This is a genomic window from Pontibacter diazotrophicus, assembly GCF_003367245.1.
GTDB lineage: Bacteria > Bacteroidota > Bacteroidia > Cytophagales > Hymenobacteraceae > Pontibacter > Pontibacter diazotrophicus.
The window spans coordinates 395,145-417,224 of sequence record NZ_QRGR01000001.1; the positions used below are offsets into that span (position 1 = coordinate 395,145).

The window sequence follows — 22,080 nt, forward strand, 5'->3', positions numbered from 1 at the left end:
CCTTATCACCCTTAACTGCATCGCCGTTGATGATGAGCCACTGGCCCTGAAGCTGGTTTGTGCTTACATAGAGCAAACGCCTTTCCTGAAGTTAGTTGGCTGCTACGACAGTGCCATAGAGGCCCTGCAGGGGCTTCACGAGCATGCGGTGGACCTTATTTTCCTGGACATTCAGATGCCGAACCTGAACGGACTGAACTTAGCCAAAGCGTTGGGCCGGGACCGGATAGGCACTGCCCCGATGGTTGTCTTTACAACTGCTTATGACCAATATGCCCTGGAGGGGTATAAAGTGGACGCACTGGATTACCTGCTAAAGCCCTTTGGCTATGATGAGTTTTTAAGAGCCGCCGGCAAGGCCAGGTCATATGTCGAGCGCTTCCGCAGTCCGGCTCCTGCGCCCGTTGCCCTACCGGAGCCGGAAGAGGAGTATTTGTTTCTAAAGGTAGAGTATCAGCTGGTACGGGTAGCTTTCCGGGACATCCTCTATATGGAGGGGATGAAAGACTACGTGAAAATATACACGGAGGGGAGCAGCAAGCCCTTGCTTTCACTCACAAGCCTGAAGGCCTTGGAGGAAAAGCTGCCTTCCCGGCGGTTCATGCGCCTTCACCGTTCCTACATCGTTTCCCTAGAGAGAATCCAGGCAATCACTAAAAACAGTGTGCAGATTGGGAACATCAATATTCAAATCAGAGGTCAATACAAAGAGCCGTTTAGCCAGTTCCTGAGCAGATGGACTCGCTAGCATCTAAAGCCTTTGTTTCAGTAAAAATTCTCCAGGGCTGCCACAGAACAGGAAAGCGGTGCAGGAATACACCCACACCGCTTTACGTGTCAGATTGGTACGGAACACCCCGCTCAGAGCATTGCATCTATCCCTGAAGCCTCGGATGATGCGGTTTGCATTTATGCCAGACTAAACAGACCTACTGCAGCAGCGCAATACCTTCCTGATTGCCTTGCTGTGTAGCTAGTTCCAGGGCGGTTAGGCCACGCTGGTCTTTGATGGTTTTGTCAGCATTGTGGCTCACAAGCACCTTTATTACGTCGTTGCGGCCAAACATGCTGGCGAACATCAGGGCGGTGCCGCCATTACCGTTTTGCAGGTTTATATCAGCCCCTTTGCTGATGAGCAGCTCCGCGATGGCAGGGTATCCTTTAAAGGCTGCTCCCATCAGCGCGGTGTTGCCGGATGCATCCTGCTGATTAACGTTTGATCCAGCTTCCAGTAGTACAGCAGCGGCTTCCTGGTGGCCGCCATATACCGCGATGATCAGAGGGCTAAAGCCTTTAGAGTCTGTTGCGTTTACATCGGCCTTATGCTGCAGGTGCTGTTTGATAGCTGCTATATCGCCGGTTCTGGCGGCTGAAATAAGGTTGTCAGATTGGGCAAAAAGCGCTGCAGGTATAAGCAGGAGCAGGATGTTTAGAATTGTGAATCTCATGTTGGTTTAAATAAATGTAAGCTTCGTTTTGAACTGTTAATTGTGGGTGTAAAATTTTGGAGCACGGGTAGGATCAATGAGCAGGTTGACCAGCATTCAGCGGTTCATGGAAGGGATGTCTAACACCCGCTCGTCCATCAGGAACCCGCGCAGGTATTTGTGCACATCCGCAACGGCAGGGCTGTTAGGAGTGCCTTGGTTGATAATCAGGACTTCAGTCTTGCTTAAATGATGCATGGGTGATCTCCTCCAGGGATGTTGCGTGAAATAGTTTTTGAATAGCGGTTAACAGCTGCTGCCGGTCTGTACCGGCTGTGGCTCTGAGTGCGCCTGCCGGCCTGCGAACCAGCCTGTCCAGCGCCGCTTTGGCGATGACATTGGCCGCATTAGGCTGATCCAGGTCCTGGTGCTTCTGCAGTTCACTACTCAGCACCTCTGCAAAGAAGCTTTTGAGCTCATTAATTGCTTTGGCAACAGGCAGGTCCTGCAGCCATTCGGCAAAAAGTACTGTCTCCTCCAAGAGAATTTCTTCTACTTCCGCTATGGCTGCCTGGCGCGTAGCCAGTACTTCCTGCGTACGGCTGTTAATCTGGTCGATGTTCACCAGCATCGTGTTAGCTAGCTGTCCGGTGGCAGGCGCAATGCCCTGAGGCACCGACAGGTCGAGTAACACGCGCTTTGCTTTTGCCGATCCAAACTGCTCTGGCTGAAGTTGCTTGCCACCTCCCACACAACTTACCACCACGTCAAACGCGTGTAGTGTTTGCAGGTAGTGCTGGTAAGAAAGGTGCCGCACGTTCAGCTCAGTGGCAAGTTTGGCTGCTTTGGCATCGGTGCGGTTGGTAAGGGTTATATCTGTAAAGCCAAACGAGGTGGCGTAGCGGGCAATATCGGTGCCCATTTGGCCGGTGCCGATAATAAGCATGCGTTTGCTTGAAAAATCCTTTCTGGGATAGAAGTCTCCAAGGCGCTCCAATGCAGCATAGCCTACCGAAGCTGCCCCTGCACGAAAATCAGTTTCGTTGTGTACGCGCTTGTGCGTTCTGAAAAGAGTTTGCAGGGCCTGGTGCAGCAAAGGGCTGCCCATTTTCAGGTAGTTGGTCAGCTTATAGCTTTCCTTAAACTGGCTGATGATCTGCCTGTCGCCGATAACCTGGGAGCGCAGGCCAAGACCCACCTCCAGCAGGTACTGTAAGGTGCTTTCGCTGTGGCTGTACTGCGTAAAGCGCGGCGCAAAAGCTGCCGTGTCTTCTATGTTTTTAAAACGCAGTAGCTTTTCCTGTATCATATTCGGCGTGGCATGGCCTGTCTCGTAATAGACCTCAGTACGGTTGCAGGTGGTTAGCACCATGATGCCTTTTACTAACTGCTCCTCCTTTAGCGCCTGCATAAACGCAGCCGCTTCTTCTTTGCTCAGCTGTAGGGCCTGTCGCCATTCCAGCGTGGCCGTCTGATGTGAGATAGAAATAACCTGTAGCGCGCTCATGTTAATGTCAGGTGAAGGGTGATAAACGTGTGAATATTGCTTGCTTAAGAAGGTAGTAGGAGAGTGGCAGGCTGAGCCATTACTCGCCCAGCCTGCCATGCTGCTAGTTTTGGGCTACCAGTCCTGTTACTTCAGCTTTATTCAATTTCAGGGCTTTTATCAGGCGGTTGCCATAGTCGGCGTCGGCCTGGTAGAAGTAGCTCACCATTTTGTTCACAATCTCCTTATTGCTTACCTGCCCGAGGTCACCAGCCAGGTTGCTGATCAGGTGCTTCTTGTCGCTTTCAGAAAGAGAGCGGTACAGTTCACCAGCCTGCGCGAAGTTGTTCTCCTTGGAAATAACACGCTGCATGGTCTCCGCATCGATTTTGCGGGTAGCGTACTCATACTGCTTGTTATCAGTATAAGTGCCTTGCCTGGTTACACTTGGTTCGTAGTTGATGTTGGAATTCTTGCCTCGGTCGCTGTGCAAACCGTTCTGGTTGTTGCTGTTCACCTCCACTTTTGGGGCATTTACAGCAATGCGCTGGAAGTTAGCGCCCAGGCGGTAACGCTGCGTGTCGAAGTAGGAGAACACACGCCCCTGCAGCAACTTATCTTCAGATGGCTCGATGCCCGGTACCAGTGTGCCCGGCGAGAAGGCTGCCTGCTCTACTTCTTCGAAGAAGTTGCCTGGGATACGGTTCAGCGTCATTTTACCGATTTTCATACTCGGCGCAACGGACTCAGGCCAAATCTTAGTAGGGTCCAGCGGGTTAAAGTCGAACTTATCCAGGTCCTCCGGTTTTATCATCTGCACAGAAAGCTCCCAAGACGGGAAGTTGCCTTTGTTGATCTGCTCGTACAGGTCAGACGTAGCGTGTGAGTGGTTTTTGCCTTGTACCTGAGAGGCCTCTGCAGCTGTCAGGCTTTTCACGCCCTGCAGCGTTGTCCACTTATACTTCACATAGGTTACCTCACCCTGTGCGTTCACCCACTTAAAGGCGTGCACCCCGAAGCCGTCTATCTGGCGGTGGTTAGCAGGAGTACCCAGGTCGGTGTACAGGTAGGTAAGCATGTTGGTGGCCTCCGGCTGGTGCGAAAGGAAATCGAACACGCGGTTCTGGTCCTGTTTGTTATACATGGGTGACGGCTTGAAAGAGTGCACCATATCCGGGAACTTCATCGCGTCGCGGATAAAGAACACAGGCAGGTTGTTACCAACCAGATCGTAGTTGCCCTGGTCAGTGTAGAACTTAACGGCAAAACCACGTGGGTCGCGCAGTGTTTCAGGAGAGCCCTGCTCGTGCACTACAGTAGAGAAGCGAACGAAAAGCGGTGTTGTTTTGCCCTTCGTGTTGAATAGGGAAGCTTTGGTATACTTTGAGAAGTCGCCGTAGCTCTCGAACTCACCATAAGCGCCGGCGCCACGTGCGTGCACCACGCGCTCAGGTATACGCTCTCTGTCGAAAGAGGCCAGTTTCTCGATCAGGTGAACGTCTTCCAATAGCACTGGTCCGTTCTCACCGGCTGTTTTAGAACTCTGGTTGTTGCCAACCGGGGCACCTGTATTGGTCGTTAATGGCTTCTGCTGCGCAAAAGACATTTGCCCGGATGCCAAAAGTGTTACTCCAAGTAATAGTACTTTTCTTAACATGTTTGTGATGTGTTTTAAATATTGACATCACAAAATTGTGTCACCTGTGCCTATAGAACAAATCGATAATTACGATGAAGTTATAGGTTGTTTCTATATTAAGTAGAGATGTTTATAGATGAAGTAGTTACCTGTAGGCAGAACGAACAGCTTAGCATAAACACGCTAAAAGATTTATGCTAAGCTGACGTGCTCACCAACATTTGAGCCAGGGACACAGAGGTTATTCTCTTCCTATGCCATGTGTCTTCCTCTTTTCCCCTGTAGCAAGCAGTTCTATGTTGTAATGAAAAGCAGCTTATTTATCTGAAATACGCCTGAGGGAGGGAGAGCGATGTTAGAATACCTTAATAAAATGGTAAGAAGCAACTCGGAAGGAAATAATCAATGCTATTCCTTTGATAAAAATCAAGTGTGAGTTAGTACTCACATCATGTAAAGCTGAATTAATGCCATGAGGTGGTTTAATGCTGCTGTTTGCGGAGGAAACCATAATTGTTCACTATTTATCATATGTAATGCACAAACTAATACTGTTAACATAATGAAAAGATCATCACATTATTTGCAAAGTATTGTGCTGGCATCGCTGCTAATAGGGTTTGGGCCTACGAAGGCTCAAACTGTGGCGGTTGCACTGCCTCGCTCGTCAGGAGCAGTTTATAGCCAGCCAGCCAACTTACCTCCCAAAGATGTTCTTGCAGAAGAGCAGATTAACAGGCAAACAGATGTTACTGTTACCGGTAAAGTAACAGGAGAAACCGGTGATGGGCTGCCTGGCGTTACCGTCATGCTGAAAGGTACCAACACAGGGGTTACCACTGATGTGGATGGAAACTACCGGTTGAATGTTCCGAATGGCAGCGGCACGTTAGTTTTTTCTTATATCGGCTATGAGCCACAGGAGGTGCCCGTAAATAACAGGGCTGCCATCAACATTTCATTAGCACCAGACACCGAGGCACTGGAAGAAGTGGTAGTCATAGGCTATGGCTCACAAAAGAAAAGGGAAGTCACAGGTGCCGTGGCGTCTGTGAAGCCGGAAGACTTTAACCAGGGAGCCGTAACGGATGCGATGCAGTTGGTGCAGGGCAAAGTAGCAGGACTTTCTGTTACCCGTACAAATGGCGGCGACCCGACCTCTGGCCTTGAAATCCGCCTGCGCGGTACTTCCAGCCTTACCAATTCAGGCCAGGCACCTCTCATTGTAGTGGATGGTATACCTGGTGGTAGCCTGGAAGCTATTTCTCCTGATGATATTGCTTCCATCGATATCCTGAAAGATGGTTCTGCGGCAGCTATCTACGGAACCAGGGGGACGAACGGGGTTATCCTGATTACCACCAAACAAGGTAAGAAGGGAGCGATGCAGGTCGCTTATTCAGGCAGAGCTTATACAGAGTCTACACTTAGAAGAGTTGAAGTTCTCAGTGCCGCAGAGTATAGGGAGATGAAAGAGAGGCTGAGTGTTACGCGTCCTGATGTTGCCAGCAGTATGATTGACTACGGTGCCTCTACTGACTGGTACGATGAGATTACCAGAACACCGCTTAGCCACCTGCATAACCTGTCCTTAAGCGGCGGAATGGAGAACACCACCTACCGGCTGTCCATGTTCTATGTGGATCATGAAGGAATTCTGCTTAACTCAAACAAAGAGGAGTACCGGGCCAACCTGAACATGAGCCAGCGTGCCCTGAACGACAAGCTGCAGTTTACCGCCCAGTTGGGTATGGCGAATGTCAAGCAAAATCCTGTAGACTATAACGCCATGCGGCAGGTTGTGCAACGCAACCCGACGGAGCCTGTCTACGACGAAGATGGTAATCTAACGGAGTTTATCGGCGCGTGGCAGTATGACAACCCGGTGGGTATCTTAACAGAGCGTGTACGGGACGATGCCGGGTCCAGGCTGTTCGGTAACCTGGGAGTGAACTTTGATCTGACCGATGAAATAAGGGTCGGTGTGCTGGGAGGCCTGCAGACATACCGTGCGCAAAACGGATACTATGAGCCTAGTTATTCCTACCCACAGCAGTTGGCAAACCTGGGCGGTTTTGCCTCACGTAATTCGGAGGTCAGAACGACGGAGACACTAGAGTCAACAATAGAGTGGATGAAGAGCTTTTCTGAGCACAGCATCAACCTTATTGGTGGTTATTCTTTTCAGGAGTTCGGAGCCGAAGGGTTCAATGCCGGGAACAGCAATTTTATCACAGATGACTTTGCCTACAATAACATCGGGTCAGGCACTTACTTAACTGATGGCAGGGCCAGCATGGGTTCCTTTAAGAATGAGAGCCGTCTGGTGGGCTTCTTTGCCCGTGGCGCCTACAATTTCCGTGGACGGTATTTCCTGTTTGCCAGCGTGCGACGCGAAGGGTCTTCTAAGTTTGGAGCAAACAACAAATGGGGTACGTTCCCGGCTGTCTCTGCCGGTTGGGATATAACACAGGAAGATTTCCTGAGCGGTGTTCCGAACCTGAACCTACTGAAGTTGCGTGCCGGCTATGGCGTTACAGGTAACCAGGGTATCGATCCTTACCTGTCGCTGCAGCGTTTGGGTGCATCAGGCCTCTTCTACTACAACGGAGAGTTTATTCCGGGGTATCAGCCTGTCAGCAATCCAAACCCGAACCTGAAGTGGGAGACGAAGCATGAGTATAACGTAGGTGTGGACTGGGCTGTATTAGGAAACAGAATCAGCGGTACGGTTGACTGGTACCTGCGCGATACCCGCGACCTGCTGCTCAATTACAATGTGCCGACTCCTCCGAACTTGTTTACCTCCACGCTAGCAAACGTAGGATCGCTGCGCAATACCGGTATCGAGCTTACCATTAACGCCATTCCGGTGCAAACGGAAGGCTTCCAGTGGAGTGTAGACTTTAACATCGACCATCGCAGAAACAAACTGCTGTCGCTCTCCAACGAGTTCTACTCGCTTGACTACAGAAACATCGGCGACATAGGCCCTCCGGGTATCAGTGCCTGGACGCACCAGTTGCGGGAAGGAGCCCCTCTGGGCATCATTCATGGATTAGTGTATGAGGGCTTAACCGATGACGGACAATGGATATACCGGGACTATGACCCCAGAACAGGGGAGTCAGACGATGAGATCAACATCGATGACAGAGCGGACATTGGCAACGGTATTCCGGATTACTACATGGGTCTGACCAACACGTTCAAGTATGGCAACTTCGACCTGACGGTGATGGCCAGAGGGATGTTCGGGCATCAGATCATTAACACAAAGCGCATCTGGCATGATAATCCAAAGTTCCTGCCCCGTAACATCATGCGCTCTGCAATGGATTCTCAGCTTTGGGACGATCCGGATTTCTCAAGCTATTATGTGGAGGACGGTGACTTTGTTAAAATCGACAACATCACCCTGGGCTACAACCTGCCGCTGCAGAACAAGTGGATCAAGTCAAGCCGCTTTTACCTGACAGGCAACAACATGTTTGTGATAACAGGCTACCAGGGAGTTGACCCTGAGGTAGCGATTGGTGGGCTGGAGCCAGGAAGCGACAACAGGTTTGATTATCCGAGCACGCGCATGTATACAGCCGGCATTAACCTTACATTCTAAGAATCTGGAGATCATGAAAAAGAAACTGTTTATAATTTTGGCTTTAGCAGGCTTTAGCTCCTGTACAGACTTAGATGAAGAAGTTTACGATACCATCATAAGCGACAACTTCTATCAGACAGAAAGACAGGCGCTGGCAGCAGCTGGTCCTGTATACTCTAATCTGAGGGCCTACCAGAACCCGGAAAGTGTCTGGGGACTGAATACTTTCACTACCGATGAAATTGTGCTCCCTACCAGGGGCAACAACTGGTACAACGGAGGTATGTTTCAGCGCTATCATAAGCAAGAGTGGAATGCCTCAGAGGCGAACATCAACAACTCCTGGGTCTTTGTCTTTAACAACATCAACACCTGTAACCGGCTGCTCTTTCAGTTCGAGAAAATCGAGAACAAGAGCGATGCCCTGCTAGCTGTTATGAAAGAGATCAGGGGAATGCGTGCGTTCTACTACTTTCTCGGGATGGACCTTTTCGGCAATGTTCCGATTGTAGACCGCTTTGATGTTCCCGCTGATTATGCGCCTGCTAATCAATCCCGGGAAGAGGTCTTCAGGTTTATTGAAAGCGAGCTTTTAGCCGTAATACCTGAGTTGCCTGTGGCCATGGACATGACGACTTACGGCCGTTTCCACCGTTGGGCAGCCTATGCCACACTGGCGAAACTGTACTTAAACGCCGAAGTGTATACCGGTCAGCCAATGTGGGATGAGTGCATAGAGGCCTGTGACGCCATCATCAACGCCGGCGAGTTCCAATTGTCCAGCGACTTCTACTCCAACTTTGCCGTGCAGAACGAAGGGTCGCAGGAGAACATTTTTGTGATTCCGTTTGATGTAAACCTGCCCCAGGATTGGGGAAGCGGCGGTATCACCTCCCGCATGTTCTCGCATTACCTCTGGACATTGCATGGCGACGGCACCAGGGCGTTTAACACCCAGCAAGGCGGGTGGAATGGCTTTGCAGCAGTTCCTTCCTTTTACACATCCTATGACCCTGAAGATGCCCGCCGTAACGTGTGGCTCGTGGGACAACAGTATTCCTCCAGCGGAGAGATGCTTTATAACACAGCGGAAATGGCCGGAATACCGCTTGTTTATACTGTGGAAATCAACTCTCTTGAGCAAGCGAAGGAAAATGAGGGTGCGCGCCTGGCGAAGTACGATTACACAGGGGCAGAGAATTTTACCATGTCAAATGACTTCGTTCTTTTCCGCTATGCTGATATTCTCCTGATGAAGGCGGAGGCCCTGATGCGTAAAAACGGAGGTGCTACACCAGAGGCGGTGGAGCTGGTCAACATGGTGCGGTCCCGCGCGTTCCAGGGAAATGAAGAGAAAGCCTATACCATGGGAACACTCACACTCGATGCGCTTTTAGCAGAGCGGGGTTGGGAGTTTGCCGGGGAAGGATGGCGCAGAAATGACCTGGTACGTTTCGGTGAGTATACCGAGCCATGGGATTTTAAACCAAACTCGACACCAGCTACCAGAACTATTTTCCCCATTCCGCAGGCACAGCTAAATGCCAATCCTAACCTGGTACAGAATCCAGGGTATTAGCATGATGATGAGGTACAAAGGGCTGTCTTACTTCCTAAGACAGCCCTTACCTTGCATGTATATCTATCAAAACTGCTGGTGACACTTATTTCAGGCGGGCATTTTGTCCTGCAAATTTCACACTTATGAGAAACACTGTTATCGCTTTGGGCCTTGCGACGGGTTTATTTATTGGAGGCTGTACAGGCTCTAAACCTTCTGCGAGTGCTCCTGCGCCTATTACCTACACACCGGATTGGACGTCTTTGGCACAGTACAATGAGCAGCCGGAGTGGTTTAAAGATGCTAAATTTGGTGTCTATTTCCATTGGGGTATCTTGTCTGTGCCGGCCTTTGCCAACGACTGGTACCCACGCAACATGCACGTGGTAGGCTCACCGGAATACCAGCATCACCTGGAAACGTATGGGCATCCCTCCAAATTCGGCTACCATGATTTTGTGCCGATGTTCAAAGCTGAAAAATTTGATGCAGAGGAGTGGGCGACGTTGTTCAAAAAAGCTGGGGCACAGTTTGCGGGGCCTATGGCAGAGCACCATGAAGGCTTTTCCATGTGGGCAAGCAAAGTCACTCCCTGGAATGTAAAAGACATGGGACCTAAACGGGATGTCATGGCCGAACTGGAGAAAGCCATCCATGGGAGGGGCATGAAGCTGATGACCACTTTCCACATGGCCCGGAATCTTCAGCTTTATGCAGACAACCCAGAGGCGAAAACAGACAAAAGCTACTTTCCTTACGAGGCGGATATGCCTACTTCTTCTACCGACCCGCAGCTAAGGCTGCTATACGGAAACATTCCGGCGGAGGAGTTCTATCAAAACTGGAAAGCCAAGCTGGTGGAAGTAATTGACAACTACAGCCCTGATATTATTTATTTTGACGGCATGGAGGGTAAGATTCCTGAAAAGTATAAGCAGGAATTTGTGGCGCATTACTTTAACAAAGCCAACGAGCAGGGAAAGCAGGTCGTTATCACGCACAAAAGCGATGACTTTCCGGACGAGGTCAGCATCAAAGACTTTGAAAAGGGACGGATGAATGAGATTACCCCGGATACCTGGTTAACTGATGAAACTATAAGTACAGGCAGCTGGAGTTACATAAATGATTTGCAGCTAAAGCCTACTGCCGATATTATTCATGTACTGGCAGACATTGTGAGCAAGAATGGTGTGATGGTGCTGAACATCTCTCCGAAAGCAGATGGCGAAATACCGCAGGACCAGCAGCAGGCATTGCTTCAAATAGGAGACTGGTTGAATGAACACGGGGAAGCAATTTATGCGACACGTCCCTGGATAGTGTATGGAGAAGGGCCAACAAAGCTGGAAAAAGCCGGTCATTTTTTGCCTGTTGTCAAATACACGCCACAGGATGTCCGGTATACCATGAAAGGCAATACCATATATGCCATTGTGCTTGGTTGGCCCGGAGGCAACCAGCAGGTGCTGCTGGAGTCCTTTGCAAAAGACAAGCTGAAGGGAAACCTGAAAATCAAGCGTGTCTCTATGCTGGGTTCGCCGGATAAGATAAAACATACCTGGCAGGACAACGGACTCACCCTGACAACGCCATCTGAACAGGTGAATGACATGGCGGTGGTCTTCAAGATAGAGACAAAGGGAAAAGCTGAGCTATAAACTCAGGCCTCCACTTTTAGGTACTCGTTCTGGTAAGTTTGTGGGGTTTTACCCATAATTTGCTTAAAGTTCTTGTGGAAGCAACTGAAGTTGTTGAACCCGCTTTCAAAGCAAAGCTGCTTGATGCTCAGTTTGTCGTCAACCAGCAGTTTACAGGCGTACCCCACCCGTATCTCCGTCAGAAACTGTGAGTAGGTTTTGCCGGTTCGGTCTTTGAAGTAGCGGCAAAACGAATTGGGGGTCATGCCGGCGGTGTCGGCAATTTCCTCGAGGGGTATTTTTCTCTTAAAGTGGGAAAGGGTGTGTTCATAGATGGCGTTGATGCGCTCATTTTCTGCATCGGAAAGGTCTGCCTGGAAGCCCAAAGAGGAAAGCAGGGTTAGCTCGTCCTGCTCAGCAATGGCCAGGAGGCACTTTAGCAGGGCGATTATCCGGTATACGCCTGTTTTCTGGTGTGCTTTGCGCATCAGCCTGCTCACTTTTTTGCCCGCCGCACCCGTGACCATAATTCCTCTCCTGGCTTTGTCCAGCAACACTTTTAGCTGCTTGTTTTCCGGCAGGTTGAGGAAGCGGTCTCCCCAGAAGTTCTCTTTGAAGTGGATGGTAGTGGAATAGGCGACGGAGTTGTCCTTGTCGTGCAGGTATACATCATCAAAGCGCCAGTAGTGCGGCAGATTAGCGCCCACCAGCACAACATCATCAGGGCCAAACCGCAGGATGCTGTCACCGACAAACTGCAGGCCATGGCCTTTATGAAAGTGTATCAATTCCACTTCAGGGTGGAAATGCCACCTGTTGTTCATATAGGGAATGATGTTATGGCGTATGCAAAAAGAGTTGGTCGGTTCTGTGGCAACCTTGAGTAGCTGGGGTTTCATCTTGTTTGTAAGCTGTATTTGCTTAAAAATAAGCTTTAATAAATATAATACCATAACAATCAGGTAATTCCTGCAAGAGAACACACGCTGATGAAAAAACTAGTATGTACTACTTCCGGCAAGTTTGAATATGCGCACGCTGAAAAGCCGGAGTTAACAGAAGGCAATGCTATCATAAAAATAAAACGAATTGGCGTCTGCGGCACAGACCTGCACGCGTTTGAGGGTACGCAGCCATACTTTGAGTATCCGCGTGTGTTAGGGCATGAATTGGCCGGAGAACTGGTTGATTTTGACAGTGCCCCAGGTTTCAGGAAAGGAGAGGCGGTAACTTTTATTCCTTACTTTCACTGTGGCGGCTGTATTGCCTGTCGCTCCGATAAGCTTAACTGCTGCACAGGCATAGAGGTATGTGGGGTGCACATAGATGGCGGCATGGCAGAATACCTTTCTGTACCGTCCTATGCACTCGTACACGGGGCAGTTTGTCTTATGATGCCCTGGCACTGGTGGAGCCGCTGGCCATAGGAGCACATGGCGTCAGAAGGGCTGGTGTAAAGCCCGGAGAGTTTGTATTAGTGGTAGGCGCCGGTCCCATTGGTTTAGGTATAATGGAGCTCGCGCGCATCGCTGGGGCCACCGTTATTGCGATGGATATAAATGAAGCACGTCTTGCTTTCGCTAAAGAAAAACTAAGGCTGCCTTATACCATCAAGGCCACAGACCCACATGTAACGGAGCAGCTACTGGATATCACGAATGGTGACATGCCCACTGTGGTAATAGATGCTACAGGAAGCCAGAAAGCAATCAACAGCTCTTTTCAGTATATGGCACATGGCGCCAGGTATGTACTTGTTGGCTTGCAGAGAGGGGAGGTATGCTTCAGCCATCCTGAATTTCATAAGCGTGAAGCAACCTTAATGAGCAGCCGCAATGCCAGTCGCGAAGATTTTACAAAGGTGATTTCGTTGATGGAAAGTGGTTTAATTGACCCTGAAACATATATTACGCATCGGGTGAAATTTGATCAGGTTCAACATGACTTTGCAAGCTGGCTTCAACCTGAGACCGGAGTCATAAAGGCGATTGTTGAACTGGACTGACAGCATCCGTTTGGCTGTCGCAACTGAACCGATGGAAGTAATTTTTCTACAGGCAAACCCTGGCGATTTAAGAACTTAGGTCGGGGGATGGAGGCAGACTGACCAGCGGCACGAGTAGGAAACAAACAAAGAAGAAAATATTTATTAGAGATGGTTCGGAAGATTATTAAAGTACATCCTCAGGATAATGTGATGGTCGCGCTGACTGACCTGGAAGCAGGTGATGTGCTCACGCATGACGAAGAGCAGTACCTGTTAACAACCACTGTGCCTGCCAAACATAAATTTGCTACAGTAGATCTGCCGGAAGGATCTGAGGTAACCATGTACGGGGTACTGGTGGGGAAAACAGTAGCAGATGTGGCGGCAGGTGCCTTGCTCACTACGCAGAACCTGAAACATGCCGCCCTTGATTTCTCTACCCGAGAACGTAGAACAGAGTGGTTAGGGCCTGATGTTTCGCGCTGGGAAAACAAAACTTTCAATGGGTATCACCGGTCTGACGGGCGTGTGGGAACTGCAAACTATTGGCTTGTGGTGCCGATGGTATTTTGTGAAAACAGAAACCTGGAAGTACTGGAGGAGGCGCTGGTGGATAACCTGGGCTATGGCAAAAGCCAACAGTATCAGTCGCAGGCAAAGCAACTAATTGACTTTTACAAGACCGGCAAAAGTGTTGAGCAGATTCTGCAGTTAGATATAGAAGTGGAAAACACACATCAGGCGAAGCACCGCTTGTTCCCAAACGTAGACGGAGTAAAGTTCCTGAAGCACACAGGTGGCTGTGGCGGAACCCGGGGTGATGCGCAGGCCTTGTGTGGCCTGCTGGCAGGCTATATCACGCATCCCAATGTGGCAGGGGCTACTGTGCTAAGCCTCGGTTGCCAGCATGCACAGGTTACGATGCTGCAAGAGGAGATAAAGAAGCGGGTTCCCCATTTCGATAAACCGCTTTATGTGTTAGAGCAGCAGGTAATAGGGGCAGAAACAGACATGCTTTCAGAAGCTTTAAAGTGCACCTTTGCGGGGCTAATGCAGGCGAACCAGTGTGAGCGTGCGCCGGCACCGCTCAGCAAGCTATGCATTGGGCTAGAGTGTGGTGGCTCCGACGGCTTTTCTGGTATATCTGCGAATCCTGCCATTGGCTATACTTCTGATCTGCTTGTGGCTTTAGGAGGTTCTGTGATTTTGGCAGAGTTTCCTGAGCTATGCGGCGTAGAGCAGGACCTGAGTGACCGGTGTTTAGAAATGGACGACGCGGAGCGTTTTTCCTTACTAATGAAAACATATAATAGTAGAGCAATGGCAGTTGGCTCTGGTTTTGACATGAATCCCTCTCCCGGCAACATCAAAGATGGATTGATAACCGATGCCATCAAATCAGCGGGAGCTGCCAAAAAGGGTGGCACCTCGCCTGTGGTGGCGGTACTGGATTATCCGGAGCAGGTAGAGAGGCCGGGACTTAACCTGCTCTGCACTCCTGGCAATGATGTTGAATCAACTACTGCAGAGGTGGCATCCGGTGCTACCGTTGTACTGTTCACAACAGGGCTGGGCACGCCAACGGGCAACCCGATTGCCCCAGTAGTTAAGATTGCCAGCAACACGAAACTCTATCATAAGATGCGCGATATCATTGATATCAATACGGGGGCTATCACGGAGGGAGAAGAAACAATTCAGCAGGCAGGGGAGCGTATACTCGACTATATCATCGCGGTGGCCAGTGGTGAAGAAGAGGTCGCTGCTGTACGGCACGGGCAGGATGATTTCATACCCTGGAAAAGAGGAGTTTCTCTTTAAGGCTGAAGGGATGCCAATCCAGTAAAAAACAAAAAGCCATGCATTAAAAGAAAATTTGTACGTCGGTCATTGTAATCTTTCTTATAGGATGTTTTTCGGTTGATTTTATTCAGAAGCCAAAGTAAACGCTGCACACTCTCTGGGATTTCACCGTCAGGAATACCAAAAGAGGCTTTGGTTGCTGGGGTATTCGATACGACAAAAATCAATGTCTAAAACCAGGCGATGGCGGGCAGAAGCACACGTACCTATGTATTAAGAGTTTACTCCAATCTACACGCATTCAACCATGATAAGAATATTGGGTTCCATCCGGAAAAGCTGCGGAGTCACGTTGTGGCAGTTACCTTTAATCGCATGCTGTTTGATGGGGTGTTCCGGCAATCTCCCTCAGGAGTATGCGCAGGCTTCCCCTTCGCTTCAGGCAGATGAAGTTACCCTCAGTATCGATGCTTCAGACACATACCAGACGATAGATAATTTTGGTGCCTCGGATGCCTGGGCCTGTCAGTTCGTGGGAAACTGGCCAACTGAAAAACGAAATGCCATCGCGGATTTGCTCTTCAGTACAGATACCATGTCCAATGGCCAGCCCGAAGGTATAGGGTTATCCCTGTGGCGCTTTAACATTGGGGCTGGTAGTGCAGAACAGGGAGAGCAAAGCGGGATTCGGGACGAGTGGCGACGGGCTGAATCCTTTCTGGAAGAGGATGGAAGTTACAACTGGCAGCGGCAGGCCGGGCAGGTTTGGTTTCTGAATGCAGCGAAGGAGCGCGGTGTAAAGAAGTTCCTGGCCTTTCCGAACAGCCCCCCCGTTCACTTAACGAAAAACGGCAAAGCCTTCGCTTCCGATGCTACACCTAACCTGGCACCTGAGCAGTATAGTGCTTTTGCCGACTACCTGGCAGATGTCATACAAGGCGTGGAGCGGACGCAGGGCATTCGCTTCGGTTATATCAGCCCGGTAAACGAGCCGCAATGGGACTGGAGTGACGGAGGGCAGGAGGGAACTCCCTTTATGAATGAAGACATTGCCGGTATCGTCAGAGTGCTCAATACTTCTCTTGAGAGAAGAAGCCTTCCCACTAAAATTGACATAGCCGAAGCCGGAAAAATTGATTACCTCTATACGACTGCCGATAAGCCGAACAGGGGGAACCAGATAGAGGCTTTCTTTGATAGCAGTTCCCCATATTACATTGGCGACCTTTCCCATACGGGCAAAGTGATTTCGGCGCATAGTTATTTTACAACCTCTCCCTTCGAACAGGCAGTTGACAGTAGAGAGAAGCTGGCTGCAAAAGTAGCTTCTGTGCCAGGGCTGGAGTTCTGGCAGTCTGAGTACTGTATACTGGGCGATAATGCCGGAGAAATAGACGGTAACAAGCGGAACCTGGGAATCGACCCGGCTATTTACCTGGCGCGTGTTGTTCATACCGATCTGGTAATTGCAAATGCTACCGCCTGGCAGTGGTGGTTAGCCGTCTCTCCTTATGATTACAAGGATGGCCTGGTGTATGTTGACAAGAACAAAGCAGACGGTGCATACTATGAAAGCAAAATGCTGTGGGCTTTAGGAAATTACAGCCGGTTTATTCGTCCTGGTGCTGTACGCGTCAGCGCGCAGCTGGCAGGAGCGAAAGCGGAGGCTAACACTGTGCTGGCCTCTTCTTACATTGATACGGCAGGAAAGCAGCTCATAACGGTAGCTGTAAATGCCGGAATAGAGCCAGTGAAAGTAAAGTTGAGTGCGAAAGGGGCTACTATAGCCGGTATCAGACCTTATGTAACCACAGCGGAGGAGGATCTGAAGCCCGGCAACCTGGTAAACAGCGACAATGTAATAATTCTGTCTCCCCGTTCTATTACCACGCTGGTAGCCAATTTAGAATAGGCTATATACCGTTTCTTTCAGTTGATTTATAGCGATATCGGTTGATGGTTTGGGAATAGTGACTTTAACTAAGCCACTTAGACGGTTCCTTTTGATTTGTAGAAATGCTAAAGTTGAGCTTACTCTTCTCAGAAACTATGCTTATTTTAGGATATGGGGAAAGAATCAGCATTGAAGTAGCTCTCTTCGCTGGGGATTCCTGATAAGCAACAGTGAGTTTTTAATGAGAAGCAGATGATCAGAAATTTAATATTATTAGTTGCTGCATTGATTGTATGTGCTAATACTAATGCTCAGAAAAGCTCTAAGCCAAATGTTATCATCATCAACATGGATGACATGGGCTACGGTGACACAGAGCCTTATGGCATGACAGGAGTTTCTACTGATAACTTTAACCGGGTTGCAAAAGAGGGGACGCGTTTCACGCATTTCAATGCAGCCCAGGCTGTCTGTACTACTTCGCGTGCGGCACTGCTTACCGGCACTTACCCCAACAGGTTAGGACTGGCTGGAGCGTTACTTCCGGGGAGTAAAGTGGCGTTGAACCCGGAGGAGGAAACGATTGCTTCTTTGCTCAAAGAAGCCGGCTATAAAACCGCCATGCTCGGTAAGTGGCACCTGGGCAATAAGCCTCCATATACTCCTATCCACTACGGCTTCGACAGCTTTTATGGTATTCCCTATTCCCATGACATCTGGCCTATAGATTATGCCGGAAAGCGAATCACGGATCCTGCGAACATGCGCGGAGGCTGGCCAGCCCTACCCGTGTACCAGGGAGATGTTGTGGTTGACTCCATTCTTACCTTACAGGGGCAGTCGCGTTTAACAACAGCGTTTACCGAAAGAGCGGTTGCCTTCATAAAAGAAAATAAGGCCAAACCCTTCTTTCTTTACCTGGCGCACCCCATGCCGCACGTACCGCTGGCCGCATCAGATAAATTCAGGGGGAAGAGTAAAATAGGCCTGTTCGGGGATGTAATCCTGGAACTGGACTGGTCGTTAGGGGAGGTGCTGAAGGTGCTGGACCAGGAGAAGATAGCAGATAACACCCTGCTGATTGTTACCAGCGACAACGGCCCCTGGCTGAACTTCGGTGACAATGCCGGCTCGTCGGGCGGTTTTAAGGAAGGCAAGTCAACCTCCTGGGAGGGTGGAACGCGAGTACCGATGCTGGTGCGCTGGCCAGGTAAAGTGGAGGCTGCCGGCGTGAACAGCCAGCTGATGACAAACATGGACCTGCTGCCAACTATCATGGCCGCAACAGGGGCGCCGCTTCCCGAAAAGAAAATAGACGGGATGAACTTCCTGCCGGTTTTACTTGGGAAAGCGGATGAAGGGCCCCGGGAGGTGCTTTACTACTATTTCGGAAAGAACAACCTGGAGGCTATCCGTTACCGGAACTGGAAGCTTGTGCTGCCGCATCCTTCCAACACCTACGCAGCGCTGCATGGCAAGGAGGGCACACCGGGCAAAATAGCGAGGGTGCAGGTTCCGACGGCGCTCTACAACCTGTCGCACGACGCCGGGGAGGATTATGACGTGCAGGAGCTGTACCCGGAGGTGGTCGCGCAAATAATGCTCCTTGCGGAGGAGGCACGAAAAGACTTAGGCGATGATCTGACAAACCGGGTGGGCGAGAATGTTCGGAAGCCAGCCATGTTACAATAAAGTCCTTGAGTGTAGTTGGGTAAAATAGAAGTGTATATGAATAAGTCGTACAGAATAGCCACAGCTGCCTTAGCTTTTAGCCTCTCTAGCCTTACAGGTTGCCAGCCTGGGCATGAGGAACAAGCCAAGGCTGCTGATGTAACTGGTAGCGAAGGGGGAAGAGGGATAGCTGTGTGTCAGCCTGGAGCGGGGCAGCAGTTTGCGGAGCTTGCCGGAGTGGAAAGCAGGGGAGAGGAGAATACTGAAGAAACCACAGACACCGTTCCTTCGAGGATGGTCTGGATTCCGGGAGGCACCTTTGCCATGGGGGCGGAAGATGCCGCGTTTCCTGATGCAAAGCCCGTTCACGATGTAACCCTGAGCGGCTTCTGGATAGATGAGCATGAGGTAACGAATGCCGAGTTTGCTGCATTTGTACAGGCCACCGGGTACGTAACGGTAGCGGAGCGGCCCCTGAATCCTGCTGATTTCCCCGGTGTGCCTGCTGATAAATTAGTGCCCGGTTCCGGTGTGTTTGTGGCTACTGCCCAACCGGTATCTTTGGATAATCCGCTTCAGTGGTGGCAGTATGCCCCCGGTGCCAGTTGGAGGAAGCCGTTCGGGAAGGGGAGTGCTGCCATGGCACATCCCAATGAGCCTGTTGTGCATGTAAGTTACGAAGATGCGCTTGCCTATGCCACGTGGGCAGGTAAACGGTTGCCAACGGAGGCAGAATGGGAGTACGCTGCGAGAGGCGGCCAAGAGCAGCAGCCATATTACTGGGGAGATGAGGTAAAGCCGGATGGAAAGTGGATGGCTAACATTTACCAGGGCCACTTCCCTGACCGCAACACAGGAGCGGATGGCTATGTTGGTGCGGCCCCGGTCAAATCCTATCCTCCTAACCCCTATGGGCTGTATGACATGGACGGCAACGTGTGGGAGTGGTGCAGCGACTACTATAGGCCGGACTACTACCAGCACAGCGCCAAAGAGAACCCCAAAGGCCCGGCCAGCAGTTATGACCCGGATGAGTCCGGAACGGTGCAGCGGGTGCAGCGGGGGGGCTCTTACCTGTGCAGCGACCAGTACTGCACCCGCTACAGGGCAGGCAGCCGTGGGAAAGGCGAAGTATCCAGCGGTTCCAGTAACCTTGGGTTCAGATGTGTAAGAGATGAAAGTAATTGAGGAAGACTACCTCCTTAGAAATAAACCTATAGTTGTATTCAGGTTAACTCTAAGTCGGGAGCAGACATCCCTTTTTTGAACAGCACGAACCAGGTAAAACAAACACTTATTTGATTCCAATCTTATTTGCCTCTAAAGGTGATGCACAACGGGCTTGTATAATACACAGCTGTACTGCTGTGGCACAGCTGTCTGAAGATAGCCGTAAAAGGAGACAGTCCAAATCTATGGCGCGATGCAGGGCAGGAGGCATTTCATTTGGCCTCTGTTGCTTCTGAATTGATGTGCTGACTTGTCGTCTCTGACACGATACGGCCTAAATCGGTGAGGATGCTCCCGATATCCCGCAGCGTTGCCGGCGGCCCTACTCCCTGCAGGTTATCCAGGCAGCGTTCCTGTTCTGCCAGGGCCTGAAGCACAGCAGCGTTTAAGTTCTTCCGGTTTTCCTCCGTTGCATGCACCGAGAACAGCCCGTAGGCAGCAGCACAATTTGCTGTGGCTTCCATCGCTCGCTTTAGCCTCTCTACATAAGTTTGCTCCAGCCCAGAATGCTGGTTTAGCTGTAAATCGGCCAGGCTCCTTCGGATGCCCCTTATCTGGATGGTGATACTTTCCAGTTGCCGTATGCTTTTGGCAAGCTGGTTTAGCCGCTCTCTTTTGTGCGTCAGCAGGGGGTTGTACTTCAGGCTTTGCTCGGCCAGGTCAAGTGCCTTTCTGCATTTTTCAGCTTCTTTGATGAGCGCGTCTACCTCTGAGCGACCGGTTTTTCTTTTGGAGCCTGTTATATCCAGCAGTGCTGTTAAATTGGCTAAAGTAATTGCAGCCAGCTTGCTAAATGTCATGATGCTCCGCTCCACATCGGGTACGGCATTTTGTGGAATAATCAGCGCATTGGTTAATACCGCTATGGCAGACCCTAAAATCGTTTCAAAAATTCTTTCATAGGCATACCCTTCTCTGGTCTGTCCGAAAGCAAGTACTAAAAGCGAACTGATGGCTACCTGCGATATGATCTGAGGGTTCATCCGGAGCGCTTTGGCAATGCCCATCCCTACCAGAATGATAAAGAAGATGGAGAAAGCCCCTACCTTAAACCAGTGCCCCAGCAACATACTTACCAGCACACCACCGATTATACCCACAATACGCTGCGTCGCTTTATTTACAGAGTCGGCTACCGTAACCTGCACTGTAATAATGGCTGCAACAGCAGCAAAGTAAGGGTATTCCGAGTGCAGCACGCTGCTGGCCACAAACCAGGACAGCGCAGCTGCAAAGGCTGTCTTCACTATCTGTAAATTCAGACCGAGCTTTCCCGGTATATCTATGATTTTGCTCACAAGGTAGTTTTACTTCCCCCGCGTTTTTATGTTAGCGTTTGCTGCGCAAGAGAGCGAAACGGTAGCGGAAGGTTTAAGTGGCTGTTGCCAGTGATGGGCTGGAGATAAGATTGCTCGCAGAGGTCCTCCACTGGTTATAACAAACAAGGCTGCCCCTAAACCGGAGCAGCCTTGTTTGTTATAACGAAAGAAAGAGCGGAGTTTACGCTTGCTTTACGAGCTGCACCTCACCCTGTAGTTTCAGTTCCTCTCCCAGCATCACGCCGCCTGTTTCGAGCGCTGCATTGTAGTTGATGCCCCAGTCTTTGCGGTTGATTTTGCCGCTGATAGAGAAGCCTGCCTTCACATTTCCCCAAGGGTCTGTGGCGACACCGTTGTCTTCCACAGTAAGCTGCACTGGCTTAGTCGTGTCTTTTATGGTTAAGTCTCCGTAGAGGGTAAAGGTGTCGTCGTCTACTCTTTCTACTTTGGTAGACACGAACTTCATGTTCGGGTGTGTTTCCGCTCCAAAGAAGTCTGCATTGCGCAGGTGCTCATCCCGCTGCTCGTTGTTGGTGTTGATAGAAGCTACATCAACGTTAGCCACTACTTTCGCATTAGAAAAATCATCACCCTCGGTTCCAGCCTCTACATCAAATTGTGTGAACTTTCCTGTAACGTTGGAAATCATCATGTGCTTAATCTTAAAGCCTAGTTCACTGTGAGAAAGGTCTAAAGCCCATTTCGTTGCTGCCATATTCTTTTAAATCAATTATTGGTTATCAGATAAATAAATAGCTTCTAAAAGCTACCCGGATATCTCTTTTATTTTGAACCACAAAGTTCGCGCTTCTAACAGTGCAC

Annotated in this window: 15 protein-coding genes and 1 pseudogene; 9 read left to right on the forward strand and 7 right to left on the reverse strand. The window is 50.1% G+C overall.

The genetic code is table 11. The annotated features are described in order from the left end of the window. The first annotated feature begins 4 nt into the window (after positions 1 to 4). Positions 5 to 748 carry a LytR/AlgR family response regulator transcription factor gene (locus DXT99_RS01560; protein WP_115563802.1) on the forward strand — a complete coding sequence of 248 codons (744 nt, stop codon included), beginning with the start codon at positions 5 to 7 and terminating at the stop codon, positions 746 to 748. 181 nt (positions 749 to 929) lie between these two features. Here DXT99_RS01560 and DXT99_RS01565 read toward each other — a convergent pair whose 3' ends face one another. The 4 genes from DXT99_RS01565 to DXT99_RS01580 all read right to left on the reverse strand — a co-directional run bounded on the left by DXT99_RS01565 (position 930) and on the right by DXT99_RS01580 (position 4,570). Then, complete coding sequence (locus DXT99_RS01565) at positions 930 to 1,448, reverse strand: ankyrin repeat domain-containing protein (RefSeq protein WP_115563739.1); 519 nt, start codon at positions 1,446 to 1,448, stop codon at positions 930 to 932. A 96-nt stretch (positions 1,449 to 1,544) separates the two neighbouring features. Then, positions 1,545 to 1,685: a ferrochelatase gene (locus tag DXT99_RS01570; protein ID WP_115563740.1), complete on the reverse strand. Its 141-nt coding sequence runs from the start codon at positions 1,683 to 1,685 to the stop codon at positions 1,545 to 1,547. Further along, on the reverse strand, positions 1,663 to 2,934 hold the full coding sequence (gene hemA / locus DXT99_RS01575; RefSeq protein ID WP_181884994.1) for a glutamyl-tRNA reductase: 1,272 nt from the start codon (positions 2,932 to 2,934) through the stop codon (positions 1,663 to 1,665). The genes DXT99_RS01570 and hemA overlap by 23 nt, the downstream gene beginning before the upstream one ends. Before the next feature lie 103 nt (positions 2,935 to 3,037). Continuing rightward, positions 3,038 to 4,570, reverse strand: a complete 1,533-nt coding sequence (locus DXT99_RS01580) for a catalase (protein ID WP_115563742.1) — start codon at positions 4,568 to 4,570, stop codon at positions 3,038 to 3,040. 544 nt (positions 4,571 to 5,114) lie between these two features. Here DXT99_RS01580 and DXT99_RS01585 point away from each other — a divergent pair. From DXT99_RS01585 to DXT99_RS01595, 3 genes are all read left to right on the forward strand, one after another. Continuing rightward, the gene (locus tag DXT99_RS01585) at positions 5,115 to 8,171 is read left to right on the forward strand and encodes a SusC/RagA family TonB-linked outer membrane protein (protein ID WP_181884995.1); all 3,057 of its coding nucleotides are present in this window, start codon (positions 5,115 to 5,117) and stop codon (positions 8,169 to 8,171) included. A gap of 13 nt (positions 8,172 to 8,184) precedes the next feature. Then, positions 8,185 to 9,732 (forward strand): RagB/SusD family nutrient uptake outer membrane protein, encoded by a 1,548-nt coding sequence (locus DXT99_RS01590; protein WP_115563744.1) that lies wholly within the window; start codon positions 8,185 to 8,187, stop codon positions 9,730 to 9,732. 125 nt (positions 9,733 to 9,857) lie between these two features. Then, complete coding sequence (locus DXT99_RS01595; protein WP_115563745.1) at positions 9,858 to 11,375, forward strand: alpha-L-fucosidase; 1,518 nt, start codon at positions 9,858 to 9,860, stop codon at positions 11,373 to 11,375. Positions 11,376 to 11,377: 2 nt separating this feature from the next. Here DXT99_RS01595 and DXT99_RS01600 read toward each other — a convergent pair whose 3' ends face one another. Continuing rightward, a complete protein-coding gene (locus DXT99_RS01600; RefSeq protein ID WP_246000389.1) occupies positions 11,378 to 12,178 on the reverse strand; it encodes an AraC family transcriptional regulator in 801 nt (266 codons plus the stop codon). Between the two features lie 165 nt (positions 12,179 to 12,343). On the opposite strand from DXT99_RS01600, the pseudogene DXT99_RS01605 reads away from it, so the two are divergent. The 5 genes and pseudogenes from DXT99_RS01605 (at position 12,344) to DXT99_RS01625 (ending at position 19,897) form a co-directional block, all read left to right on the forward strand. Continuing rightward, positions 12,344 to 13,359, forward strand: a pseudogene (locus DXT99_RS01605) (zinc-binding alcohol dehydrogenase family protein). Between the two features lie 150 nt (positions 13,360 to 13,509). Next, positions 13,510 to 15,162, forward strand: a complete 1,653-nt coding sequence (locus tag DXT99_RS01610; protein WP_115563746.1) for a UxaA family hydrolase — start codon at positions 13,510 to 13,512, stop codon at positions 15,160 to 15,162. A gap of 289 nt (positions 15,163 to 15,451) precedes the next feature. After that, positions 15,452 to 17,056: a glycoside hydrolase gene (locus DXT99_RS01615; RefSeq protein ID WP_246000390.1), complete on the forward strand. Its 1,605-nt coding sequence runs from the start codon at positions 15,452 to 15,454 to the stop codon at positions 17,054 to 17,056. Positions 17,057 to 17,290: 234 nt separating this feature from the next. Then, a complete protein-coding gene (locus DXT99_RS01620; RefSeq protein WP_115563748.1) occupies positions 17,291 to 18,730 on the forward strand; it encodes a sulfatase family protein in 1,440 nt (479 codons plus the stop codon). A gap of 273 nt (positions 18,731 to 19,003) precedes the next feature. Beyond that, entirely contained in the window at positions 19,004 to 19,897 is an 894-nt protein-coding gene (locus DXT99_RS01625) for a formylglycine-generating enzyme family protein (RefSeq protein WP_246000397.1), read from the forward strand. 254 nt (positions 19,898 to 20,151) lie between these two features. On the opposite strand, the gene DXT99_RS01630 is transcribed toward DXT99_RS01625, so the two are convergent. After that, positions 20,152 to 21,237: an FUSC family protein gene (locus tag DXT99_RS01630; protein ID WP_115563750.1), complete on the reverse strand. Its 1,086-nt coding sequence runs from the start codon at positions 21,235 to 21,237 to the stop codon at positions 20,152 to 20,154. A gap of 202 nt (positions 21,238 to 21,439) precedes the next feature. After that, positions 21,440 to 21,973, reverse strand: coding sequence for a YceI family protein (locus DXT99_RS01635; RefSeq protein ID WP_115563751.1), 534 nt, complete (start codon positions 21,971 to 21,973; stop codon positions 21,440 to 21,442). Positions 21,974 to 22,080 lie beyond the last annotated feature (107 nt).

Excerpts from the sequence above, each read along its gene's own strand:
- DXT99_RS01580 (WP_115563742.1), bottom strand. The coding sequence starts at position 4,570 with ATGTTAAGAAAAGTACTATTACTTGGAGTAACACTTTTGGCATCCGGG.
- DXT99_RS01610 (WP_115563746.1), top strand. The coding sequence starts at position 13,510 with ATGGTTCGGAAGATTATTAAAGTACATCCTCAGGATAATGTGATGGTC.
- DXT99_RS01600 (WP_246000389.1), bottom strand. The coding sequence starts at position 12,178 with ATGAACAACAGGTGGCATTTCCACCCTGAAGTGGAATTGATACACTTT.
- DXT99_RS01590 (WP_115563744.1), top strand. The coding sequence starts at position 8,185 with ATGAAAAAGAAACTGTTTATAATTTTGGCTTTAGCAGGCTTTAGCTCC.
- DXT99_RS01615 (WP_246000390.1), top strand. The coding sequence starts at position 15,452 with ATGATAAGAATATTGGGTTCCATCCGGAAAAGCTGCGGAGTCACGTTG.
- hemA (WP_181884994.1), bottom strand. The coding sequence starts at position 2,934 with ATGAGCGCGCTACAGGTTATTTCTATCTCACATCAGACGGCCACGCTG.
- DXT99_RS01585 (WP_181884995.1), top strand. The coding sequence starts at position 5,115 with ATGAAAAGATCATCACATTATTTGCAAAGTATTGTGCTGGCATCGCTG.
- DXT99_RS01625 (WP_246000397.1), top strand. The coding sequence starts at position 19,004 with ATGGTCTGGATTCCGGGAGGCACCTTTGCCATGGGGGCGGAAGATGCC.
- DXT99_RS01620 (WP_115563748.1), top strand. The coding sequence starts at position 17,291 with ATGATCAGAAATTTAATATTATTAGTTGCTGCATTGATTGTATGTGCT.
- DXT99_RS01565 (WP_115563739.1), bottom strand. The coding sequence starts at position 1,448 with ATGAGATTCACAATTCTAAACATCCTGCTCCTGCTTATACCTGCAGCG.
- DXT99_RS01595 (WP_115563745.1), top strand. The coding sequence starts at position 9,858 with ATGAGAAACACTGTTATCGCTTTGGGCCTTGCGACGGGTTTATTTATT.
- DXT99_RS01570 (WP_115563740.1), bottom strand. The coding sequence starts at position 1,685 with ATGCATCATTTAAGCAAGACTGAAGTCCTGATTATCAACCAAGGCACT.
- DXT99_RS01635 (WP_115563751.1), bottom strand. The coding sequence starts at position 21,973 with ATGGCAGCAACGAAATGGGCTTTAGACCTTTCTCACAGTGAACTAGGC.